22 protein-coding genes are annotated in these 21,429 nt (G+C 64.3%); 11 read left to right on the forward strand and 11 right to left on the reverse strand.

Annotated elements, in window-relative coordinates:
* Positions 1-60 precede the first annotated feature (60 nt).
* Positions 61-657 (forward strand): TetR/AcrR family transcriptional regulator, encoded by a 597-nt coding sequence (locus tag ABMA59_RS22655; RefSeq protein WP_349007658.1) that lies wholly within the window; start codon positions 61-63, stop codon positions 655-657.
* On the opposite strand, the gene ABMA59_RS22660 is transcribed toward ABMA59_RS22655, so the two are convergent.
* From ABMA59_RS22660 to ABMA59_RS22680, 6 genes are all read right to left on the reverse strand, one after another.
* Positions 654-1,568, reverse strand: a complete 915-nt coding sequence (locus ABMA59_RS22660; protein WP_349007659.1) for a heme-dependent oxidative N-demethylase family protein — start codon at positions 1,566-1,568, stop codon at positions 654-656. The two genes, ABMA59_RS22655 and ABMA59_RS22660, sit on opposite strands and share 4 nt — an antisense overlap.
* Positions 1,565-1,855 (reverse strand): type II toxin-antitoxin system RelE/ParE family toxin, encoded by a 291-nt coding sequence (locus tag ABMA59_RS37260; protein ID WP_425475967.1) that lies wholly within the window; start codon positions 1,853-1,855, stop codon positions 1,565-1,567. Before ABMA59_RS37260 ends, ABMA59_RS22660 begins: the two co-directional genes overlap by 4 nt.
* On the reverse strand, positions 1,852-2,142 hold the full coding sequence (locus ABMA59_RS22665) for a ribbon-helix-helix domain-containing protein (protein WP_349007660.1): 291 nt from the start codon (positions 2,140-2,142) through the stop codon (positions 1,852-1,854). The genes ABMA59_RS37260 and ABMA59_RS22665 overlap by 4 nt, the downstream gene beginning before the upstream one ends.
* 68 nt (positions 2,143-2,210) lie before the next feature.
* Entirely contained in the window at positions 2,211-2,900 is a 690-nt protein-coding gene (locus ABMA59_RS22670; protein ID WP_349007661.1) for an aminotransferase class IV family protein, read from the reverse strand.
* Complete coding sequence (locus tag ABMA59_RS22675) at positions 2,849-4,003, reverse strand: aminodeoxychorismate synthase component I (RefSeq protein ID WP_349007662.1); 1,155 nt, start codon at positions 4,001-4,003, stop codon at positions 2,849-2,851. Before ABMA59_RS22675 ends, ABMA59_RS22670 begins: the two co-directional genes overlap by 52 nt.
* Positions 4,004-4,155: 152 nt before the next feature.
* On the reverse strand, positions 4,156-5,991 hold the full coding sequence (locus ABMA59_RS22680) for a M3 family oligoendopeptidase (protein ID WP_349007663.1): 1,836 nt from the start codon (positions 5,989-5,991) through the stop codon (positions 4,156-4,158).
* Positions 5,992-6,134: 143 nt separating this feature from the next.
* On the opposite strand from ABMA59_RS22680, the gene ABMA59_RS22685 reads away from it, so the two are divergent.
* Together ABMA59_RS22685 and mepK are read left to right on the forward strand one after the other, a co-directional pair.
* Positions 6,135-7,658: a sigma-54-dependent transcriptional regulator gene (locus ABMA59_RS22685; RefSeq protein WP_349007664.1), complete on the forward strand. Its 1,524-nt coding sequence runs from the start codon at positions 6,135-6,137 to the stop codon at positions 7,656-7,658.
* Positions 7,659-7,876: 218 nt separating this feature from the next.
* A complete protein-coding gene (gene mepK / locus ABMA59_RS22690; RefSeq protein ID WP_349007665.1) occupies positions 7,877-9,796 on the forward strand; it encodes a peptidoglycan L,D-endopeptidase MepK in 1,920 nt (639 codons plus the stop codon).
* A 59-nt stretch (positions 9,797-9,855) separates the two neighbouring features.
* Here the strand turns inward: mepK and ABMA59_RS22695 are convergent, their stop codons facing one another.
* Positions 9,856-10,974 (reverse strand): calcium-binding protein, encoded by a 1,119-nt coding sequence (locus ABMA59_RS22695; RefSeq protein WP_349007666.1) that lies wholly within the window; start codon positions 10,972-10,974, stop codon positions 9,856-9,858.
* Between the two features lie 212 nt (positions 10,975-11,186).
* Positions 11,187-11,828: a 2-dehydro-3-deoxy-phosphogluconate aldolase gene (locus ABMA59_RS22700; RefSeq protein WP_349007667.1), complete on the reverse strand. Its 642-nt coding sequence runs from the start codon at positions 11,826-11,828 to the stop codon at positions 11,187-11,189.
* Between the two features lie 200 nt (positions 11,829-12,028).
* Between ABMA59_RS22700 and trhO the strand changes: the two genes are divergently transcribed.
* The 3 genes from trhO (at position 12,029) to ABMA59_RS22715 (ending at position 15,481) form a co-directional block, all read left to right on the forward strand.
* Entirely contained in the window at positions 12,029-12,958 is a 930-nt protein-coding gene (gene trhO, locus ABMA59_RS22705; protein ID WP_349007668.1) for an oxygen-dependent tRNA uridine(34) hydroxylase TrhO, read from the forward strand.
* A gap of 306 nt (positions 12,959-13,264) precedes the next feature.
* Complete coding sequence (locus ABMA59_RS22710; RefSeq protein ID WP_349007669.1) at positions 13,265-14,044, forward strand: tellurite resistance TerB family protein; 780 nt, start codon at positions 13,265-13,267, stop codon at positions 14,042-14,044.
* Between the two features lie 183 nt (positions 14,045-14,227).
* On the forward strand, positions 14,228-15,481 hold the full coding sequence (locus tag ABMA59_RS22715) for a tetratricopeptide repeat protein (protein WP_349007670.1): 1,254 nt from the start codon (positions 14,228-14,230) through the stop codon (positions 15,479-15,481).
* Between the two features lie 127 nt (positions 15,482-15,608).
* On the opposite strand, the gene ABMA59_RS22720 is transcribed toward ABMA59_RS22715, so the two are convergent.
* Positions 15,609-16,241, reverse strand: a complete 633-nt coding sequence (locus ABMA59_RS22720; RefSeq protein ID WP_349007671.1) for a TetR/AcrR family transcriptional regulator — start codon at positions 16,239-16,241, stop codon at positions 15,609-15,611.
* A 138-nt stretch (positions 16,242-16,379) separates the two neighbouring features.
* Here ABMA59_RS22720 and ABMA59_RS22725 point away from each other — a divergent pair, with 138 nt between their 5' ends.
* The 3 genes from ABMA59_RS22725 to ABMA59_RS22735 all read left to right on the forward strand — a co-directional run bounded on the left by ABMA59_RS22725 (position 16,380) and on the right by ABMA59_RS22735 (position 18,635).
* Positions 16,380-16,808, forward strand: coding sequence for an ABA4-like family protein (locus tag ABMA59_RS22725; RefSeq protein ID WP_349007672.1), 429 nt, complete (start codon positions 16,380-16,382; stop codon positions 16,806-16,808).
* Positions 16,809-16,836: 28 nt separating this feature from the next.
* The gene (locus ABMA59_RS22730; RefSeq protein WP_349007673.1) at positions 16,837-17,685 is read left to right on the forward strand and encodes a hypothetical protein; all 849 of its coding nucleotides are present in this window, start codon (positions 16,837-16,839) and stop codon (positions 17,683-17,685) included.
* A gap of 194 nt (positions 17,686-17,879) precedes the next feature.
* On the forward strand, positions 17,880-18,635 hold the full coding sequence (locus ABMA59_RS22735; RefSeq protein ID WP_349007674.1) for an SDR family oxidoreductase: 756 nt from the start codon (positions 17,880-17,882) through the stop codon (positions 18,633-18,635).
* A gap of 40 nt (positions 18,636-18,675) precedes the next feature.
* Here the strand turns inward: ABMA59_RS22735 and ABMA59_RS22740 are convergent, their stop codons facing one another.
* On the reverse strand, positions 18,676-19,059 hold the full coding sequence (locus tag ABMA59_RS22740) for a YciI family protein (protein WP_349007675.1): 384 nt from the start codon (positions 19,057-19,059) through the stop codon (positions 18,676-18,678).
* A 181-nt stretch (positions 19,060-19,240) separates the two neighbouring features.
* Here ABMA59_RS22740 and ABMA59_RS22745 point away from each other — a divergent pair, with 181 nt between their 5' ends.
* Together ABMA59_RS22745 and ABMA59_RS22750 are read left to right on the forward strand one after the other, a co-directional pair.
* Positions 19,241-20,125 (forward strand): GNAT family N-acetyltransferase, encoded by an 885-nt coding sequence (locus tag ABMA59_RS22745; RefSeq protein ID WP_349007676.1) that lies wholly within the window; start codon positions 19,241-19,243, stop codon positions 20,123-20,125.
* A 47-nt stretch (positions 20,126-20,172) separates the two neighbouring features.
* A complete protein-coding gene (locus ABMA59_RS22750) occupies positions 20,173-20,667 on the forward strand; it encodes a hypothetical protein (RefSeq protein WP_349007677.1) in 495 nt (164 codons plus the stop codon).
* Between the two features lie 3 nt (positions 20,668-20,670).
* Here ABMA59_RS22750 and ABMA59_RS22755 read toward each other — a convergent pair whose 3' ends face one another.
* A complete protein-coding gene (locus tag ABMA59_RS22755) occupies positions 20,671-21,408 on the reverse strand; it encodes a sulfite exporter TauE/SafE family protein (RefSeq protein WP_349007678.1) in 738 nt (245 codons plus the stop codon).
* Positions 21,409-21,429 lie beyond the last annotated feature (21 nt).

Raw genomic sequence — 21,429 nt, forward strand, 5'->3', positions numbered from 1 at the left:
CAGGACAGCCTATGCCTGCGGATTAATTGATTACACTCACTAGTCGGTATACATAGGAGCATGACCTCAGAAGAACTCCCGACCCGCGACCGCATCGTCAACGCGGCTTCCGACTTGTTCTACGGGGAGGGTATCCGCGCCGTCAGCGTCGATGCGGTGGCGGAAAAGGCCGGCGTCACCAAGCGCACGCTGTATTATCATTTCACCAGCAAGGACGAGCTGATAGCTGCCTATCTGCGGCAGCGGGAGCAGCCGAACCTGGCGCGGTTACGGCGCTGGTACGCCGAGGGCGAGGGCGGCGTCGCCGACAAGACGCGGGCCGTTTTCCGCAACCTGGCGCGTTCGGCGCGCCGTCCGAGCTGGAAGGGATGCGCGTTCCTGCGCACGTCCGCCGAACTCGCCAACATGCCGGGGCATCCGGCGATGAAGATCGGCGCCGCCCACAAGAAGGATTTCGAAAACTGGTTCGCGGCGACCTTCGAGGCCGAAGGGCTCGCCGATGCGGCCCTCTTGGCGCGGCAAGTCGTGCTGCTGCTCGACGGCTCGTTCGCGGTCGTCCTGCTGCACCGCGACCCGGCCTATATGGAGGCGGCGGGCGAGGCGGCGTTCGCCCTGGTGAGCGCGGCCCGCCGGGATGGCGTTGGCCAGGCTATTTAAGAGGCGGCGATTTCCTCCAGCCGTTGGATCAGCCGGTCCTGGTCGGCGGTCAGCCCCTTGTAGTCGAGCTGCGGCTCTTCAAGCGCCGCTAGCTGCGTTGCAAAGGATTTTGCCAGCACCGCGCGGTCGGGATGCCGTGCCAGCACCGCCAGCGGGTCGAGATAGATGCGGATGGTGAACAGGATGTCGCCCGAGACCGGCAGTTTGCGCAAGGCCTGACGCTCCACCCGGATGAAAGCGCGGGCAACCGCCTCGTCGTCTGCAAATCGCGAGGGCCGCGCCGAGGTCCGTGCATCGCGCTCGGTATTCGAGAAGGGGTGGTAGAGCGCGCCGCCGAGTTGCAAGGACCAGTTCCAGCGTATCACGCCCTGGCCCTGCAAGCGGTCGAACATGCGTGCGATCAGGTCGGCGTTGCGCGTGCCGTCACCGAAACCGGGCACGGGCGAGTGGATATGGTTGAGTGGCCTGCCGAATTTTTCCGTCAGCACCCAGGATGAGGGGAAGCAGAGCGAGCCGGCCGCCAGGCGCCAGCCGTCGTCGCCCCGGCGCATCAGGATCAGGTCTTCCTGCACCAGCAGCGACGCGGCGCGCAGCGGGGCCGCGGCTATGTCGGTGGAGCGCAGGCGTTCGGCAAGCGCCGTCTGACCGGCAGGGCCGGGGAACAGGCGCGCGGCATGAGCCGAAAGGTGGGCGGCCGCCATGCCCAGCACTTCCTGCTGGGCGGCCCGCGTGTCCGGCTCCTCGACGAAGATTTTTTCGGGGATGGTCGCGTAAAGCCGCGCCTTCTCCGCCAGATAGGCTTCGTAATGCCCGTCGATCTCCAGCCATGCGTCCGGGTCGAGCGGCTTCAGCCCGATCGTGAAGGGTTTCGACGAGCCGTCATAGGGTGTGTGGGTGAGGAGTTCGGTCATCCGATCCACTTGAGAGGCCGCTCACGGCTGGTATGAAAGATGCGCAGGATTTCGACAGTCTCGCCTCGAATTCGATACGGGACGACATATGGCAAGCCGGGCACGGAATGTTCTCGGATGCGAGGCTGTGTCGACGGCCTGCCGATCCCTGGACGTGCGGAAATGAGATTCAGTGATTTCTTGATCCGGAGGGACACGGCGTCGGCGGCGTACTCGCTATCGAGGCTGATATAGGCTCGGATTTCGGCCAGATCGCGAACCGCTCTGGGGAGGATTTTGAGCTTCAATTGCGGCCGTCAGGAAATATGTCGGGTTCGGGCGGCGGCAACTCGTTTTCCGTTCCCCAGGATTCAAGCCACTTAATGACGGCCTCCCCGGAAACGAATACACCCTCGTCCGCTTCCCGCTCCGCTTCCTCGATCGCAGCCAGATAGGCGCGGCGCTCGGCCAGATGCGCCTCCACGGCCTCCTTGACGACGAAAGCGGTGGAGCGCTGGGTCGCGCGGGCATACTCTTCCAACTCTTTCTTGGTCTCCGGAGGAAGGCGTACGGAAAAGGTCTCGTTCGCAGCCATGATGTGATCCTCGAACACAGGTGAACTCAAGCGAACACAATGTAGGTGGCGCCGCCTTCGCAGTCAAATCATGATGCTCCGAAACTCGTGGCCGGCGCGGCGGACATCCGTGCCTCGATCAGGCCGCGCAGCGAGTTGCCGACGAGGATTTTTCGCGCCGCCCACAGATCGTGCAGCGTCAGCACGGCCTCGCGCGCCTCGCCTGTCTCAATCAGTTCACCGCGCAACACGCCCGGCAACAGACCGCATGACAGCGCCGGCGTGAGCAATTCCTTCTCGCCCGTGTCGAGGAAGATGCTGGTGATGGTCCCCTCGCAGAGTTCGCCGCGCTCGTTGAGAAGCAGCAGCTCTTCGGCCTGCTCGCGTGGGAATTCGGCGCGTGCTGCTTCGTAGAGCGCGCGGCGCGTCGTCTTGTGACGCAACAGCGGGTCGGACGAATCGAGCCGGGTGGCGGCGATGCGGAGCGTCCAAACGGTGTCTTCGGGGAGCGGTTCGAAAGGCTGGGTCACGCCGGTCGCCTTACCGTCCGGAGCGAGCGTCAGCCGCACGCGCAACGGAACGCGCTCGCCTTCGCAAGCGCCCAGCGCCTCGCCGATCTTTTGGGGATCGGCTGCGAAACCGAGAGCAGCGGCGGATGCATGAAGCCGCGCCAGGTGCCGCTCGAGGCGGACAAAACCGCCGATGGGCTGCCAGCGAAAAGTCTCGATCAGTTCGAAGCCGGGGCCGTTCCGGTCGCGAAGCGGGCCTTCAGCAGGCATTCCTGATACTCCGACTCGGCGGTGGAATCGAACACGACGCCACCGCCGACATTGTAGACGGCCTCGCCGTCCGGGAAGAGCGAGATGGTGCGGATCGCCACGGAAAAGCGCATCGGCCCGCCCGGCGCGATCCAGCCGATGGCGCCGCAATAGACGTCGCGCGGCGCGGTCTCCAGCTCACGCAAAATCTCCATTGCGCGGATCTTCGGGGCGCCGGTGACCGAGCCGCAGGGAAACAGCGCTGCAAAGACGTCGCGAATGGACCGGTCGGGCAGGAGCTTCGCGCGCACCCGGCTGACCATGGTGTGCAGGGTCGGATAGGTCTCGACCTTGAAGAGTTCTGGGACATCCAGCGTGCCGACTTCGCTGACCAGCGAGATGTCGTTGCGCAGGAGGTCGACGATCATGCGGTTTTCCGCCTGGTTCTTCTCGTCGTTCCTGAGGAAATCCCGGAGGCGGTCGTCCTCGGCCCTGGTGGCGCCGCGCGGCGCGGTGCCCTTCATCGGATGGGTCTCGATCCAGCCGTCCTGGCCGATCTCGAAGAACAGTTCCGGCGAGCGCGACAGCACGACCGGGCCGCCGAGATCGACCAGCGCGCCGTATTTCACCGGCTGGCGGGCGGTCAGTGCGTCGAAGGCGGCGAGCGGCGAGCCCGTCCAATGCGCGTGGACCGGGAAGGTAAGGTTGCCCTGATAGCAGTCGCCGGCGCGCAGGTGGCCGTGCAGTTTCGCGAAGCGTTTTTCGTAGTGGGCGAGCGTCCAGGTGGCGCGGGCGTCGAAGATCGGGCCGTTACTGGGAGCCGTCTTGCCGGCGGGCAGGTCCCTGTCGGCTGGGCCGTCGAAGACGCCGAGGCAGAGCAGCGGGGCGCGGCGGCCCTCGGGAAGGATCGGCCGCAGCTTCGGCTCCAGAAGGTAGCCGGCTTCATAGGAGAAATAGCCGGCCAGCCATTGACCGGCAGCGCGAGCCGCCTCGGCTTTGTCGAGCGCGTCGAAGAAGGTGCCCGGCGTGTCCGCGGACAGGATTGCGCGCGGTCGCTCGAACAGCACGGAGCGGCCAACGACGTCGTCGCGGAAGAGGGCAAAGGGACTGGATGGCTTTGCCATTCAATTCGGCCGGAGGATCGACATGCTTCGGTATAGGTGTCCAGCGTTCATGCCGCGAACCTAGCTGCGGCCTGGGCCGCCGCCTATTGGCCAGTGGGAGGATCGTGCGCCTCCAGCCGCGGTACGCGAGGCCCCCGGCGGCCGGCGTGTCTTCACTCCAGCGCTTCCAACTCGTCGATCAAGCCGGAAATCACCGAGAGCCCCTTGCCCCAGAAGGCCGGATCGGAGGCGTCGAGACCGAAGGGCGCCAGCAGTTCGGAATGATGCTTCGTGCCGCCGGCGCGCAGCATGTCGAAATATTTGTCCTGAAAGCCTTTTTCGGCGTTCTGATAGACGGCGAACAGCGAGTTCACCAGGCAGTCGCCGAAGGCATAGGCGTAGACATAGAAGGGCGAGTGGATGAAGTGCGGGATGTAGGCCCAGAAGGTTTCGTAGCCGTCGCGCAGCACGATGGCGTCGCCGAGGCTCTCCTTCTGCACTTCCAACCAGAACTGGCCCAGCCGGTCGGCGGTCAGTTCGCCGTTCCGGCGCTCCGCATGCACCTTGCGCTCGAATTCGTAGAAGGCGATCTGGCGCACGACCGTGTTGATCATGTCCTCCACCTTCTGGGCGAGCATCGCCTTGCGTTCGCGCCGGTCGGTGGTCCTGTCGAGCAGCGAGCGGAAGGTCAGCATCTCGCCGAACACCGAGGCTGTTTCCGCCAGTGTCAGCGGCGTCGACGACATCAGCGGGCCCTGCGCGCCGGCCAGAACCTGGTGCACGCCATGGCCGAGTTCGTGGGCGAGCGTCATCACGTCGCGTGGCTTGCCCATGTAGTTGAGCATCACATAGGGATGGGCGGATGGCACAGTGGGGTGCGCGAAGGCGCCGGGAGCCTTGCCGGGGCGCACCGGCGCATCGATCCATTTGCGGTCGAAGAAGGTGCGCGCGATGTCGGCCATATCAGGCGAGAAGCGATGATAGGCCGTCAGAACCGTGTTCTTCGCTTCGTCCCATCCGATCGTCGCCTGCGGGGTCTCGGGCAAGGGCGCGTTGCGGTCCCAGTGGTTCATCTTCTTCATGCCGAGCCACCGCGCCTTCATCGCATAGTAGCGATGCGACAGGCGGGGATAGGCTTCGCGGACGGCGGCGGCCAGCGCATCCACGACCTCGCGCTCGACGCGGTTGGCGAGGTGGCGGGAATCCGCGATGTCCTGAAAACCGCGCCAGCGATCGGAGATTTCCTTGTCCTTGGCCAGCGTATTGGTGATCAGCGTGAAGATGCGCAGGTTTTCCTTGAATGTCTTTGACAGCGCCTCGGCGGCCTTCTGACGGACCTTCGGGGTGGGGTCCTGCAGCTTGTTCAGCGTCGGCTCAAGCGTCAATTCCTCGCCGTCGACCTTGAAGCGCAGCGCGGTCATGGTCTCGTCGAAAAGCCGGTTCCAGGCGCCGCGGCCGGTCACCGACTTTTCGTGGAAAAGCTGCTCGATGCGGTCTTCGAGTTGGTAAGGCTTGTCCTTGCGGAGATCGAGCACCCAGGGCCGGTAGTGGCCGAAGACCGGATCGGCATCGAGCGCCGAGGCGATCAGTTCGTCGTCGACCAGATTGAGTTCGAGCGCGAAGAACAGAAGATGCGCGCTGGCGTCCGTCATCTTCTCCTGCACGTCGCCGTAGAATTTGGCGCGCTGCGGGTCGGCGGTATTGCCGGCATAGACGAGGCCGGCATAGGAGGCGAGGCGGCCCATCAGTTCCTCCAGCGCCTCATATTCCTTGAGCGCCTGGCCGACGCGGCCGGCGGCACCGGCGGCTGCCTCGGACGCCAGCGTCCCCTTCCAGCGTTTCTCGAAGGCTATCGCCTGTTCGGCGGCGAGCGCCAGGTCGCGCTGCAGTTCCGGAGACTCCATGCCGGGATAGAGGTCGGCGAGATCCCATTCCGGCAGGTCGGCAAGCGGCGCCGCGCTCAGCGCGCTGACCGCGGCATGGGCTTTCCGTTCCGAGACAAAACGCATCGCAATCCCTTTCCAAGTTTCAGGACGGCCGCGGTTCGTGAGAAGTCCAGCCGGAACTTTAAACGCTTATTTAGGTCCGGCTGCCACTATCATCCAGAAGGCATTCATGGCCAGAACGGTTTTCCGTCCATGTCGAAGGGACCATGACGGCACGCATCCTCCTCGTGGACGACGATCCGGTGCAGCGGCGCCTGCTTGAGGCTGCCGTCACGCGCTTCGGCTATGCGGCGACGATCGCCACCGACGGCGAGTCCGCGCTCGCCGTGCTTGACGGTCCGGACGGCAAGGGGATTTCCGCTCTCATCCTCGACCTGAACATGCCCGGGCTCGATGGGCTGGGTGTGCTGAAAGCCATGGCCGAGCGCGGCCTGGAACTGCCGGTCATCGTGCAGACCGCGCAGGGCGGCATCGAGACGGTCGTCAGCGCGATGCGGCACGGCGCCTTCGACTTCGTCGTCAAGCCGGCATCGCCGGATCGGCTGAAGGTGGCGCTCGCCAACGCGCTGAAGGTCGAGACGCGCGGCGACGAGGCCAAGCGAACGGCGCGTCGTACAACCGGCAGCCTGAGTTTTGCCGACATCGTCACCCGTAGCCCAACCATGGACAAGGCGTTGCGGCTCGCCCGCAAGGCGGCGGGGTCGAACATCCCGATCCTGATCGAAGGCGAGTCCGGTGTCGGCAAGGAGATGGTGGCGCGCGCCATCCAGGGCACGAGCGACCGCGCCGCGCGGCCGTTTGTCACCGTCAATTGCGGCGCGATCCCGGAAAACCTCGTCGAATCCATCTTGTTCGGCCACGAGAAAGGATCGTTCACCGGTGCCACCGAAAAACACGCTGGCAAATTCGTCGAGGCGAATGGCGGCACACTGTTCCTCGACGAGATCGGCGACTTGCCGCTCGACGTGCAGGTCAAGCTGCTGCGCGCCGTGCAGGAGGGGGAGGTCGATCCGGTCGGCGGGCGCACGACCGTCAAGGTCGACATCCGCCTGATCTCGGCCACCCACCGTGACCTGCTGCAGCAGGTCAAGGACGGCGGTTTTCGCGAGGATCTTTTCTACCGCCTCAACGTCTATCCGATCGTCGTGCCACCGCTGCGCAACCGGCGGGAGGACATCGAACCGCTGACGCGGCATTTCATCGCGCGGTTTTCGGCAAGCGAGACCAAGGGCCGGGTGCGGGCGATCTCGCCGCGCGCCCTCGCCATGCTGGAGGCGTATGACTGGCCGGGGAACATCCGCCAGCTCGAAAACGCGATCTTCCGGGCGACGGTGCTCTGTGACGGCGACACGCTGACGGACGAGGAATTCCCGCAGATCAGGGCGCAGGTCGAAGGCACCGTCGATCTCGACCAGGGCGGATCTGCCTCCGCGGATGCTTACGACGATCTCGAGCCGGACCTGTTCGAGGGTCCTGCCGTCGTTGCCGAGCGTCCCCTTTCAAACCTCGTATCGGCCGCCGGCACCTTGCGGGCGCTGGACGACAATGGCGAGATGCGGCCGCTCGCGGACGTCGAATACGACATGATCGTGATGGCGATCGACCATTACGGCGGCCAGATGAGCGAGGTGGCGCGAAGGCTCGGCATCGGGCGTTCGACGCTCTACCGCAAGCTCAAGGAATACGGCATCGACCCCGAAACCGGCCGTTCCGAGCGGCTTGCGTCGTAGACGTTAACGCCAGCATCGCGTAAGCTTGGCCTCGTACTTTGGCTGTTAACCATGTGGTTGGCTACACGGATTTGGACAGGATGCTGCCACGCTCTTACCGCATTTCAGCTTCAATAAGCTGTGATTAACCATTAGGATCGATAGTCTGGGTGTCGGGAATCGCCGGCGTCCAGGGTTCAAGTCCGGGGACAAAACGGCAGTCTGCAAGGCCTTTTGATTTGATCAGCATCGAGCGACACCACGACCGGCGAGACGACGAGGGTATCCGCTGGAGAAACTGGTTTGTTGGTCTCATGGTCGCGCTCTGCGCGTCGGCCTGGGGCATGGGAGCGGCAAGCGCCGAGACACGGACGCTGAAGCTCTATTTCATCCACACCAAGGAAAAGGCCGAGATCACCTTCAAGCGCAACGGGCGCTACGACCAGGCCGGCCTCAACAAGATCAACAATTTCCTGCGCGACTGGCGGCGAAACGAGCCGACCAAGATGGACCCGCGCCTGCTCGACCTCGTCTGGTCGGTGTATCAGTCGGTGGGCGCGCGCGACTACATCAACGTCGTGTCGGCCTATCGCTCGCCGGCGACGAACTCGATGCTGCGCGGCCGCAGCCGCGGCGTCGCCAAGAAGAGCCAGCACATGCTCGGCAAGGCGATGGATTTCTATATCCCCGGCGTCAGCCTCAAGAAGCTGCGCGAGACCGGCATGAAGATGCAGGTCGGCGGTGTCGGCTATTATCCGCGCTCGGGCTCGCCTTTCGTCCATATGGATGTCGGCAGCGTGCGCCACTGGCCGCGCATGAGCCGCCGCGAACTGGTGGCGCTGTTCCCGAACGGCAAGACGCTGCACGTGCCGAGCGACGGCAAGCCGCTGCCCGGCTTCGAGCAAGCGGTCGCTTCCTACGAGGCGCGCAAGAAGAGCGGCGCGACCGCGCTCGCCTTGGCCTCCACCGGCAGCAGCAAGCCGTCGAAAGGTCTGCTGGCGATGCTGTTCAGCCGCGGCGCGGATGAGGACGAGGAAGGTGCTCCCGTCGAGGAAACGCCTGCTGCGGTTGTCGAGGAGAAGGCGCCCGTAGCGGTCGCCAAGGCTGCGCCCCCCGCTCCCGCCGCCAAGCCTGAATCACTGCAGGGCATCCAGATCGTGTCGCCCGAGAATGCCAACCGGACCGAACTGCCGGTCGCAACCGCGCCGGAGACGGCGACAGAGCCGGAAGCACCCGTCGCTCAGACCCCGGAAATGATCATCGCGGCATTGCCCGCGCGTTCGGTGCCGTTGCCTGCGCTGGCGCCGCGCCCGAAGGCCGAAGTCGGGGTGACCGAGATGGCAGCCGCCACCACCGTCTCCGAATCGGCCGCCGCCGGTTATCCGCCCGCCGATATGCCCTTCGGCATGGCCGAGCAGGTTCCCGCCGATGCGGCGTCCGGGCCGGCTGCCACGGGCGCCGTTGCCGAGCCTCCCGCGCAGGTCGCGCTTGGCATTCCGCTGCCGACGCCCAGGCCGGCGCATGCCGCACCCAAGGTGGCCGATGCCGTGGATCCCAAAACGCCGGACGACGTCCTGCTGGCGCTGGTCTCGGCTGAGCGCGACCCGACGACGACGAGCGATGCGGCGGCGGTTCCGATGCCCATGGGCCGCCCGGCCGACGAGGATGAGTTGCAGATGACCGCCATCCCGTCCGAGCGTCCGGCATCGCCCGCCGCGTCTGGCGCCGCCGACGACCAGGCGGCCGTCGCGGCCGCCATCAAGGCCAACAATGCGCGCGTCGCGGCCTTGGCTTCGGTGACGGCAGGGTCGTCGCAGCCGGCCCTGGCGGCCAATGTCGACCCCGGCACCGTGGCGTCGCTCGGCGTCAAGACCACGCGCAAGACCGCGCGGGCTACAGCCGGCGACGCAAAGCCCGAGCGCAAGAGCAAGGTGACAGCGGCGCAGCCGACCGCCGCCCGCTGGGCGCTGAACAGCGACCAGATGGCGGAAACCGCCGTTGCCAACACCACGGCGCCGTCCTTCGCCTACAATGCGGTGGTGACCGCGCCGCGCGAAGTCTACACGATGGGCTTCCGCAAGGACGGTGAAGGCGTTCCAGATGCGAACCGCTTCACCGGCAAGTCCGTGGAGTTCCTGTCGGTAGCGCGGTTCGAGTAGCGCCCGCCTTCTCGACCAAGCGACCGGACACGATTGTGACCGGTCGCTGATCTTCGCCGCTAGATAATCAGCAGATCGTCTATCACGTGTCCGTTGTGGTTCGCGTCGGCGACGCCCACGAGGTCGACCGTATCGCCATCGCCTCGCAGTTTCAGCCGCCAAACGCCGTCGATCACCGCGTCGCTCGCGATGCTCTGGCGGCCGTCGGGCAGATCGATCACATCCACCTGCGACCTGCGGTAATCAAGGATCGTATCGGTCTCGCGAAAACCGTTGGTCAGTTCGGCCGACCTGAACAAGAAGACGTCCGGGCCGGCTCCGCCGGACAGGTCGTCATTGCCGGCACCGCCGCCCAGGCGGTCGCCGCCTTTTCCGCCGAAGAGCCGGTCATTGCCGATGCCGCCGGCCAAACGGTCGTTGCCGTCGAGACCGCGCAGCGTGTCGTGACCCAGTCCGCCCAGAACGGTGTCGTTGCCAGCATAGCCCTCGAGCCTGTCGTTTCCGGGCAGGCCCCGTACCACGATCCTCACGAGTTCCTCGTATTCGCCGTCGGGGGTGGTCGTCAGCACCTCGCCGACACCGGCCACATACTTCTTGTACTCGACATGGCCGGGGTCGAGCGCCGTGGTTTCCCGCGTCTTCAAAGCGTCTTCGAAATCGCCGTAGGCGGTCACGACGGAAGCATCAAGGCTCAGCACCTGAGCCGCGTCCTCGGCGACCCCAGGTGCATTCTCCTGGAAATAGGCGTCGCCCACCTTTGGGTGCGCCTCCATGACAATGCCCGGCCGTGCGCCGTCGACGCCCGCGCGCCAGCTGCCTTCGGTACTGACCGGCAATGGATTTCCCGGTTCGAACTCCTTGGTATCCTCGCCGAAGTACCAGACGTTGCCTTGCTTGTCCTGGGCGAAGTAATCGAACGTGTCCTCAATGACCTGTCCATTGATCGACTTCGTGTCGTGCACGACGATGCAGGTCACTCCGGCGATGACGACGGTTTTGTAGGTCACCTCGAAGACGTCGCGGCTTCCCTCCGCCTTGTCCTGATAGACAAAGGCCGTTCCCGGCCGCAGGATCATGAATGGATTGTCGATGTGGTCGACGAAGTTCCCCGGATCGAAAACCGGAGCCTTTCCGCTCGAATGCGATGACTGAATTTTGAGGCTGGGCATGTTGCGCATGGGTACCTCCCTCGCCGCCGCCCGGCTCCATCTGCCGCCTCAAGCGTGGTTCAATTAGGGAAGATTCTTGTCCGCATTGCCGCGCCAATGCGTCGCCTTTGCGGCGCCGCATTTTGCCGTCCGGAACGCAGTTGCGTGCGTCGAAGATGGTCCGTTCGCCCACGGACTTGGACGTTCGACGATGGCGGTCTTCTTGCGTCGATCCCGCTGTCTCAGACGGCCCGCAAGCCCGAGGCCTCTTTGGCCAGCGCTTCGATTGCCGCCCAGTCCTTGGCCTTGACGAGTTCGTCCGGCGCGACCCAGGAGCCGCCGACGCAGACGACGTTGGGCAGCGACAGATAGTCCCTGACGTTCTTCTGCGAGACGCCGCCGGTCGGGCAGAAGCGGATGCCCGCGAAGGGGGAGGCGAGCGCTTTCAGGAAGGCCGCGCCGCCGGCCTGCTCGGCCGGGAAGAATTTCAGGAAGTCGATGCCGGCTTCGCGCGCCGTCATGATCTCGCCCGGCGTGATCGCGCCGGGCAGCAGCGGCACCTCGCTGCCGGCGGCGGCGGCCAGGACGCTGCCGCTGACGCCGGGGCTGACGATGAAACGCGCGCCGGCCTTGGCGGCCTGGTCGAACTGCGCGGCGTCCAGGATGGTGCCTGCGCCGACCACCGCCTCCGACACCTCGGCGGAGGCCCGCCGGATGCTTTCCAGGGCGCTCGGGGTGCGCAACGTGATCTCGATGACCTTCAGTCCGCCGCGCGCCAGCGCCCTTGCAAGCGGAACGGCGTTGTCCGCGTCGTCGATCTTGATGACGGGAATGACGGGCTGTCCGTCAAGCAGGGACAACAGCTTTTCGGTCTTGCTTGGCATCGGTACTGTCCGGTCGTGTTCGGGATTTAAACCGATTAACAGAGTGAGCCCGACAAGTCCACGAAGCGCGGGCGGATTCGACGGGTCGATCTGGCGACCAATCGGCGCAGACGATGTGGCACCGGAATGTCACGCACGGATGACGGCGAACTCGTCGTCCGCCTTGAAAATGTGCGGGTGAACCGATACGGCCAGCGGCCATGATTTCCCCCTTGCCCGAAGAGGCCTTCCGCGTCGCCGCACTCTACCGGTTCTGCCGGCTGGATCGGTTCGAGAGCGTGCGGGCGCCGCTGTCGGCGTTCTGCTGCGGAAAGGGCATCAAGGGCACGCTCCTGCTCGCGCACGAAGGCATCAACGGCACGGTCGCCGGGCGTCCCGAAGCCATTGCCGCGCTGATCGATTGGCTGGAGGCCGTTCCTGAATTCGCGGGCCTTGAGGTCAAATACAGTCTTGCAAGCGAGATGCCGTTCCACCGTATGAAGGTGCGGCTGAAACGTGAAATCGTCACCATGGGCGTCGAGGACATCGACCCGACCGCGAGCGCCGGAACCTATGTCGAGCCCCAGGACTGGAACGCGCTGATTGCCGATCCGGACACGGTGATTGTCGATACGCGCAACGACTACGAGGTGCGGCTTGGCACCTTCGACGGCGCGATTGACCCGCGGACCCGGAGTTTTCGCGACTTCCCAGCCTGGGCGCAGGTGCATCGCGGGGAACTCGCGGGCCGCAAGGTTGCGATGTTCTGCACGGGCGGCATTCGCTGCGAGAAGGCGACCGCCTATGTGAAATCGCTGGGCGTCGAGGACGTCTTTCATCTCAAGGGCGGCATCCTGAAATATCTCGAGGAGGTGCCGAGCGAGGAGAGCCTGTGGCAAGGCGAGTGTTTCGTCTTCGACGAGCGTGTCTCGGTCACGCACGGGCTGGCTGAGGGCGAGGCCGAGCTTTGCCGCGCCTGCCGGGCACCGTTGATGCCGGCCGACCGGCGGTCGCCGAAATATCGGCCGGGCATCTCCTGCGAGCGCTGCCACGGCGAGCGCAGCGACGCGGATCGCGCCCGCTATGCGGAGCGCCAGCGCCAGGTGGAGCGCGCCGAGGCGCTGGGACTGCCGCTGCCGATCGGCAGTTGAGCGCGGAGGGCGCGGCGGCGACGATCCAGGGGATTTGGCCCATAGGCAGTGGGCAGTCGGCAATAGGCAGCCGGATGGTTTGAGGGTGAAGGTTACTCCAGTGACGGTGTGCTTCGCCGACGATCGCGTCGACGCACGGCCCGACTGCCCATTGCCGACTGCCCACTGCCTATGGGCGCGGAAAATCCGTGCGAGCGATTGGCCTGCCCGAAACGCGCCGGTCATTGCATTGTCGCGGTGGGCTGCCTAATTCTGACGGACCTGTGATCGTCCCGCCGATACCGGGACCAGCAAGCGGAGGCCTCGATGTTCGATCCCAAAAAACTGCTCGACGATCTGCTCGGCTCCAACGTGCCCGGCACGGGCGGCACCGTTCGCGACGGCGCGGGCAAGGCGGTGCAGATGGCGAAGGACAATCCGCTGGCGGCCGGCGCGCTGGTTGCCGTGCTGCTCGGCACCAGCACCGGACGCTCGGTCACCGGTTCGGCTGCGAAGCTTGGCGGGCTGGCGGCGATCGGCGGGCTTGCCTATCACGCCTACAAGAACTGGCAGGCCGGCAAGGAGCCTGCCGAGACGGCCGAGGCGCAGCCGCAGATGCTGCCGCCGCCCTCCGATACCGGTTTTCATCCCGACAATGCGCCGCAGGGGGAAACCGAATTCGCGCTGACGCTGATCCGCGCCATGATCGCCGCCGCCAAGGCCGACGGCCATATCGACGACGAGGAGCGCAAGAAGATTTCCGACAAACTCAGCCTCGCCGGCATCGGCGGCGACGCGGAAAAATTCCTGATGGCGGAACTGGACGCGCCGCTCGACCTCGACGCGCTTGCCGCCGCCGCCAAGACGGAGGAGCAGAAGGTGGAACTCTACGCCGCCTCGCGGCTGGCTATCGACCCGGATTCGCGCGCCGAGCGCGGTTATCTCGACTTGCTGGCGGGGCGCCTCGGTCTGCCGGACGCGCTGATCGACCATGTCGAGGCGACCGTGACGGCGGCCAAAGCGGCGGTCCCAGCCGAGCCTGCTCCCGCACCGGCCGCGCCCGAGACTGTCACTACAGCAAACCCCAACGTCAATCCGCGCTGGTAGCGTTCAGAGCAGCCGACCGAGCAAAGCCGGACGCCTGGTGAAAGTCTGACGCTTTGGGTCCCGGAGAATGCCGCTTTGGGCGGGAAGCGGCTGTTGCCTGCGTATTGTTGGCCGCAGACAATTTATGGAGTTGATTTAAGTCTATGCTGCTCCCTAATTGGAATGGGAGCGGGGAAGCATTCCATGAATGATGGTGCGCATGAGCAAGAAGCTGGAGAGGGGAAACTCCAGCCAGCTTGGTCAGGCGCCGACGACGTTCTCCCCCCACCTCGTGGAACATCGCGTCCAACTATGATTGCCGCGAGCCTGATCGGCCTCGGGGTTCTGGTGGCTGGTGCATATGCAGCCACCCGGACTCCGCTCGATCAAGCCCATGTGGACGCGCTCATAGCAGACTGCGAGGTGCAGCAGAAAGCCGACGCCTGCACCGAGTTGCTGAAGGCGGGCTTGCCGTTCAAGCAACAGCAGATCGCCTCCATATATGTCCTTCGCGGCAGTGCGCGGCAGAGTGCCGGCGATGTGAAAGGCGCGGTTGAGGATTTTGACCAGGCGCTGCGTATTGAGCCCAAGCTGACCCAAGCTTACCTCATACGGGGCGCCCTCTATCTGAACGGGGGCGAGCCGCAGAAGGCGGCGGACGACTTCGGACGGTTCATCAGCGCCAGTCCAAATGCCAGCGAAGGCTACTACAATCGTGGTCTCGCCTTCCGTGCTCTCAACCGTTGCGATCAGGCCGTTTCCGACTTCCAGCAGGCGCTCAAGCTCAATGCTGGCTTTGCGGATGCCGCATATCAGAAGGGCGTCTGCGAGCACGCATCGTCGCAGCTCGAACAGGCAATTGCGAGCTACGACCTAGCACTTTCCATCCGGCCGGATTTTGTGGACGCTCTCGTCAACAGAGGCACAGCCGGGTTCGAGTTGGGAGAGACGGTGAACGCCGAACAGGATTTTAAGGCAGCGCTATCACTCAATCCGAACAACTCGCTCGCTTCCTATAATTTGGGACGACTGTACGTGGACCTTGGCCGGCTCGATGATGCAATTGAGCAATTCAGCCAAACCCTCCTTATAGAGCCGGCACATAGGTTGGCCCTCTACAATCGAGGCATAGCCTACTTCGTGCAAATGAAGAGTGAACAGGCGCTGGCCGACTTAGACGCGATGATCCGGATGTCCGAAGTCGACGCTTCACCATTGAGCGGCTCACCAATGGGAATTGACTACGACCTGTCTGATTTCTCGTCGCAGAACGGCGTTCAGGCCAACGAGGCGGCACTCGCCTTAGCCCATCTCAAACGCGGGATGCTGTATCACCTGAACGGCCGCTTCGACCTTGCAATTGCTGACTATGACAAGGCGATGAAGTTCAATCCAGACTTAAAAGACGCCGCTCTTTTTCGGGCTAAGGCACAGCGGCTGGAGAAAGTGACGTGGTGAAGGCCCTCTGGACTTCCGTCTAGAGTTGACCGCAGGTGTCGGGTGGCAGACTTTCACCGCTGGCAGCATCCAAAGGATTGGGAGTGGATATCGGGCTTCCGGTCCGCGCAGCCATGTCCGCCGAGTGTCACGTCCGCCGACCGCCCGGGACCACCCGTTCGAGTGCCCGCAGGATCGTACCGTCGCGATCGGCTTCGAGGTCGCCCTGGAGAAATCTAAGGCGGCCTGCGATCAGCAGGTTCGCCAGGCCGTGAACCAGCGACCACGCGGTCAGGATGTCGGCGCGGCCTTCGACGTGATCGAGGGCGTTGTCACCGCGCAGGTCGGCGACATCCTTGACCAGCACCATGAACGACTCGAAAGACGGCCTTGAAAACTCCTCGGATGAAAAATCCGGGCGGCGGGAGCCGAACATCAGCCCGAACAGGGCCGGATTGTCGAGCGCGAATTCGATATAACCCTGGCCCGACGCGATGAATTGCGAGCGAGCGTCACCCGGCGACCTGGCTTGGCGCCGTTTCATCGTGTCTCGGAAGCGGGTGGCCGCCACGGCGGCGAGCGCCGTCAGCAGGTCGCTGGTGTCGCGGAAATGATGCGCCGGGGCGGCGTGCGACACGCCGGCGCGCTTGGCGACGCCGCGCAGCGTGAACCCTTCGATGCCTTTCTCGATCAGTTCCTGCTCGGCCGCCTTGAGCAGCGCTTCGCGCAGGTCGCCGTGATGATAGGCCGATCTAACCCGCTGCCCGGTCTCTTGCGCCATGAATCCAGATCCTTTGCCGTCGGTGCTTAGCACCACGAATTTCCGGGCTCAATCTTGACGGCGTAAAAATGAAGTTGACATCGTAAAGATCGTCTGCAATCCTCATCTTGTCGCTGTCAAGATGAGGCTGCCGCCGCGATGACCCCTGACACCCTGTTCCAGATTGCCAACACCACCGCGCTGGCCGGATGGGCGGTGCTGCTCGGCAGCCCGCTGTTTCCGATCATCGCCGACCGCATCGCGGCCTATGCAATTCCGCTGCTTCTGTCGGTCGCCTATGCCGGCCTGATCCTTGCCTTCTGGGCGCGCGGCGAGGGCGGGTTCGACAGCCTCGACAATGTGGCGCGCCTCTTCCAGACGCGCGAACTGCTGCTCGCCGGCTGGATTCACTATCTGGCCTTCGACCTGTTCGTCGGCGCGTGGATCGTGCGCAAGGGCCGCGGCGAGGCCGTGCCGTTCCTGCTGGTCGTGCCTTGCCTTGCTCTGACCTTCCTGTTCGGGCCGGCGGGTTTCCTGACCTTCGCCGCCATCCGCGCGGCGCGGGCCGGCCGTGCTGTTATCGCCTGAACCTGCCGCAACCGAGGAGCAGAATCCGATGTCGGCGACCGAGACGCTCCCGCAGCCCATTCCGGAAGTCCGGTTGCCTCGCTTCCTGGAAATGCTGCGCCTTGCCGAGCCGCGCTTCTTCGGCGCGGCGATCCTGATGCTCGCCGCCATCGCGCCGACGGTTTTCGCGTCGGTGGTCGACCAGCGCAGCTTCCTCGGCATCGAGGTCTGGGTGAAGCCGCTGAAGTTCGAGGCGGCGCTGGTCGTCTACCTGTTCACCCTGGCCTTCTACGCGCGTTTCCTGCCAGCGGGCATCGGCGAACGCGGCTGGTACCGGCTCTACAGTTCGATCGTGGTTTTTGCGATCGTCGCGGAGATGGTCTGGATCGGCGGCGCGGCGTTTTTGGGCACGGCCTCGCATTTCAACCGGGGGCCGATCGGCGGGATTTTTTATTCGGTCATGGGACTGGGCGCCGTGATCCTGTCAACGCCGCCGGCCGTCTATGCCTGGCTGATCGCCCGCAATTCGGCGACTGGGCTCTTGCCCGTTGTCCGCGAGGCTTTGATCATCGGCCTTGCCCTGACGCTGCCGCTCACGCTGGTCACCGCCGGCACGATGGCCGGCATGGCGGGCCACGCGGTCGGCGGGTCGGGCCTCGACACGGGCGGCTTTCCGGTGATGGGGTGGGTGCGCGATGGCGGCGACCTGCGCGTGGCGCATTTCTTCGCCAGCCACGCGCTGCATTTCATCCCGTTGTTCGGATTGCTGTCGCTGGCGCTGTTCGGTGCGATGAACCGATGGCCGGCAAGGTTTTTTGCCCTGGCGTTTGTCGGTTTTGTAATGTGGACCTTTGTCGAGGCATTGAACGGCCGGCCGTTCCTGCCGGGCATCGGCTGAAGCCCAAAGCACCTCAAAATCGCCTTAACCTTTGGTTAACCCTTAAAGCGCATCATTCTCATCAGTCGGATCCGCTTTCCTCCTCCCAAGTGCGGTTCAGATCAGGGCGGTCGCCAATGACCGCCCTTTTTGTCGGACGGCTTGCCTGATTGCCCATGATCTGCAATGCCTCGCGCTGACATGGAGGAAACATCATGAATTCAGGCAAGACGGCGGTTGTCACGGGCGCGGGCACCGGCATCGGCAAGGCGACGGCGACGGCGCTGCTGCGCAATGGCTGGAACACGGTTTTCGTCGGACGGCGGCAGGCGCTGCTCGACGAAGCGGTGGCTCAGGCCGGGCCGACGGAGGCGCGTGCGCTGGCCGTGTCCTGCGACATCTCGCGGGAGGACGATGTCGAAAGCCTGTTCAAGACGATTGTGGACACATTCGGCCGCGTCGACCTACTCTTCAACAATGCGGGCATGAGCTACAAATCGACGCCGATCGACGAGATACCGGTATCGGTGTGGACCCACATGGTTGGCGTCAACCTGACGGGTTCGTTCCTGTGCGCCCGCGCGGCGTTCGGTGCGATGCGAAGGCAGTCGCCGCAGGGCGGCCGCATCATCAACAATGGATCGGTCTCGGCCTATGCGCCGCGGCCGGGCTCGGTGCCCTATACGGCGACCAAACACGCCATTAGCGGGCTGACCAAGACACTGGCGCTGGACGGGCGGCGCTTCGACATCGCCTGCGGCCAGATCGACATCGGCAACGCGCTGACGGATATGGCCCATGCCATGACCGTGGGCGTGCCGCAGGCCAACGGCACGATGGCGGTGGAAGCGGTGATGGACGTGCAGCATGTCGCCGATGCGGTGCTTCACATGGCTGGCCTGCCGCTCGACGCCAATGTGCTGTTCATGACCGTGATGGCGACAAAGATGCCGTTTGTCGGAAGGGGCTGACCGGCCGGATTAGGTGTTGGGCTGCTGGGCGGCCCGCCAATCACTCCCTCGCCGTTTCCGCAAGCTGCGCGCCGGGAATGTAAAGCATGACTGGCCGGATCTCGTAGACCGCCGTGGGGTTGACGCTCTTCAGGTCGCGCGCGATTTCGATCGCGGCGTCGCGGTTTTCGGCCTCGATCATGTAGAGGCCGAGCAGTTGCTCCTTGGTCTCGGCGAAGGGGCCGTCGACGACCATGCCGGCGCCGGGCCCGCGCAGGGTAAAGGCATCTTTTGTCGAGACGAGCCTAGCGGCGGGGCCGAACGTGCCCTGATCGACATAACTTGTGTGGACCGCGAGAAGGTCGTTCATCAGCGCCGAATCCTCGTCCGGCGTCATCGCGTCGATGGCGTCCTCGACATGATAGGCGAGCATTGCATAGAGCATCGGTACCCTCTTCTGATTATTCGGACGGTTGCCTGGCGCGCGGAACAGAGCCGGTTCCGGCTTTTTTCGCAAGACTTCGACGATTTGCTCCTGACATTGAGCGCGCATGCGTGGCGATCAAATCTGCATCGCTCCGCGACCCGGCCTTGTGTGGGGAAAAATATCTGACTAAAGTCAGATAATGCAAAGAGAGCAAATCGACCAGATACGCTGCTTCAACCGGCTCGTCTCGCAGCGCATCGGCGCGCTTGATGACAGTTATCTGTCGCGCGGCCGACCGCTCGGCGAGGCGCGGCTGATCTTCGAGACCGGGCCGGGCGAGGGCAGGGACGTGCGGTTGTTGCGCCGCAGGCTCGGCCTCGACGCCGGCTATCTCAGTCGGCTCCTGCGCTCGCTGGAAGGCAATGGCCTAGTCGAGGTCGGCAAGGCGGAGGCCGATGGGCGCGTGCGCCAGGCGCGGCTGACCGAGAAGGGGCGCGGCGAATACGCCGCCTACGATGCGCTTTCCGACGATCTGGCGCGCTCGATGCTCACGCCGCTCGACGAGGTGCAGCGCGAGCGGCTGGTGGCGGCGATGGCGGAGGTCGAGCGCCTGCTGCGCATCGCAGCACTTGAGGTGGCGGTCGAGGCGCCGGACAGCGACGAAGCGCGTTTTTGCCTCGGCGAGTATTTTGCCGAACTGGCGCGGCGTTTCGAGGAAGGCTTTGACCTGGAAATCGGCAAGGCTGCCGAGGCGTCGGAGATGACGCCGCCAAAAGGCTGGTTCCTCATGGCGCGCATCGACGGCGAACCGGCCGGCTGCGGCGTGCTGAAGACGCTGGAGGACGGTATCGGCGAGATCAAGCGCGTCTGGGTCTCGCCCTCGGCGCGCGGGCTGGGCATTGCATCGCGGCTGATGGAAAAGCTCGAATCCCTCGCGCTGGAAGCCGGGCTGACGAGCGTGCGGCTCGACACTAATCGCGCGTTGTTGGAGGCGCAGGCGATGTACCGAAAACTCGGCTACCACGAAATCGCGCGCTACAACGACAATTTTTACGCAAATCACTGGTTCGAGAAGCGACTATAGGCAAAAGCACAACGCGATACTATATTTCGCCAACAGGGGTGGGATCGATGCTTGATGCAATTTGGCATGTTCGTGGCGGAGTTCTGATTCTCGGAGATCGGTCCGAACATAAGATAATTCAGCGTTTTGCTTCAATATTCGCAGCACACTGCAAGCCGGTCGTTCAGACGACAGAGCTGTCGGTGGAATTTTGCGATCCTTGGTGGCGTTTCTTTACATCCAGAGGGGCGGGTGATTTTTCCCGGAAGGAGCATTGGAAGGGATTGAGTCCGTTGGGGATCTTTGACCGTGGAAAGATAATGGTTACAAAAACCGACCAAGGAAAAGTCCTTCGCTATGACATACGCATCTTACATGGCCTTGTATTCTCTGTTCTTGGATCGATCGTTCTAGGAATTATTGCCTTGGTGGGCGGTGTGTCGACCTCAAGCGCGGGAATACTATCTATTTTCGCGTTCCTTTGGCTGTACCTGCCAGCATCGCTTTGGGTGTCCTTTCGCGCGCGCACTTTCTTTCACAAGACGGTGGCCGATATCCGGTAAGCGTCAGAGCGCGAAAAACCCCTGCGCCGCGGAAATCAACGCCAGCAGGCCGAGCAGCGCGAGCACACCCTTGCGGAAGACGGCCGGGTCAGCGCCCTTGAAGCCGCGCGAGCCGACCCAGACTCCGATCAATAGCGCCGGCAAAAACATCAGGGCGCGGACCACGCTGTCCCAGGTCAGCAGGCCTTCATGCGCCAGCATCGGCAGCGCCATCATGTCGGTGCCGAGGAAATAGGCGATGACCGAGGCGCGGCCGGCGATGTTGCCGGCCGGCGAAGCGAAATAGAACAGGATCACCGGCGGCCCGCCGGTGCCAAACGCGCCGTTGAGCAGGCCCGATACGCCGCCGGTCGTCACCGAGGCGACGGCGCCCGGCATGGTCTTCAGCGCAAAACCGCGCCACAGCAGGATGGTAAAGATCAACACGATGATGCCCAGCGCCAGCTGCATCGGCGCGGCTGGCACATTGGCGAGGAACCACACGCCGAGCGGCGTTCCGACGAGACAGCCGATCAGCAGCGGCAGGATCGAGCGCCAATGCACGTCCTTCCAGATGCCCGGCAGCAGGTGGATGCTGGCGGCGATCTCCAGCATGAAGATCGAGGGCACGATCTGGGACGGCGGCAGCACCAGTGAGAGTGCTGTGACGGTCAGCAGCGAAAAACCGAATCCAGAATAGCCCCGCACGATTGCCGCGAGGAAAACGCACAGGACCGAGTAGGCGACGACGCCGGCAGACATGCGCCACCATGACGTGGTGGC

The sequence above is a fragment of the Mesorhizobium yinganensis genome (genome assembly GCF_040081985.1).
In the GTDB taxonomy this organism is placed as follows: domain Bacteria; phylum Pseudomonadota; class Alphaproteobacteria; order Rhizobiales; family Rhizobiaceae; genus Kumtagia; species Kumtagia yinganensis.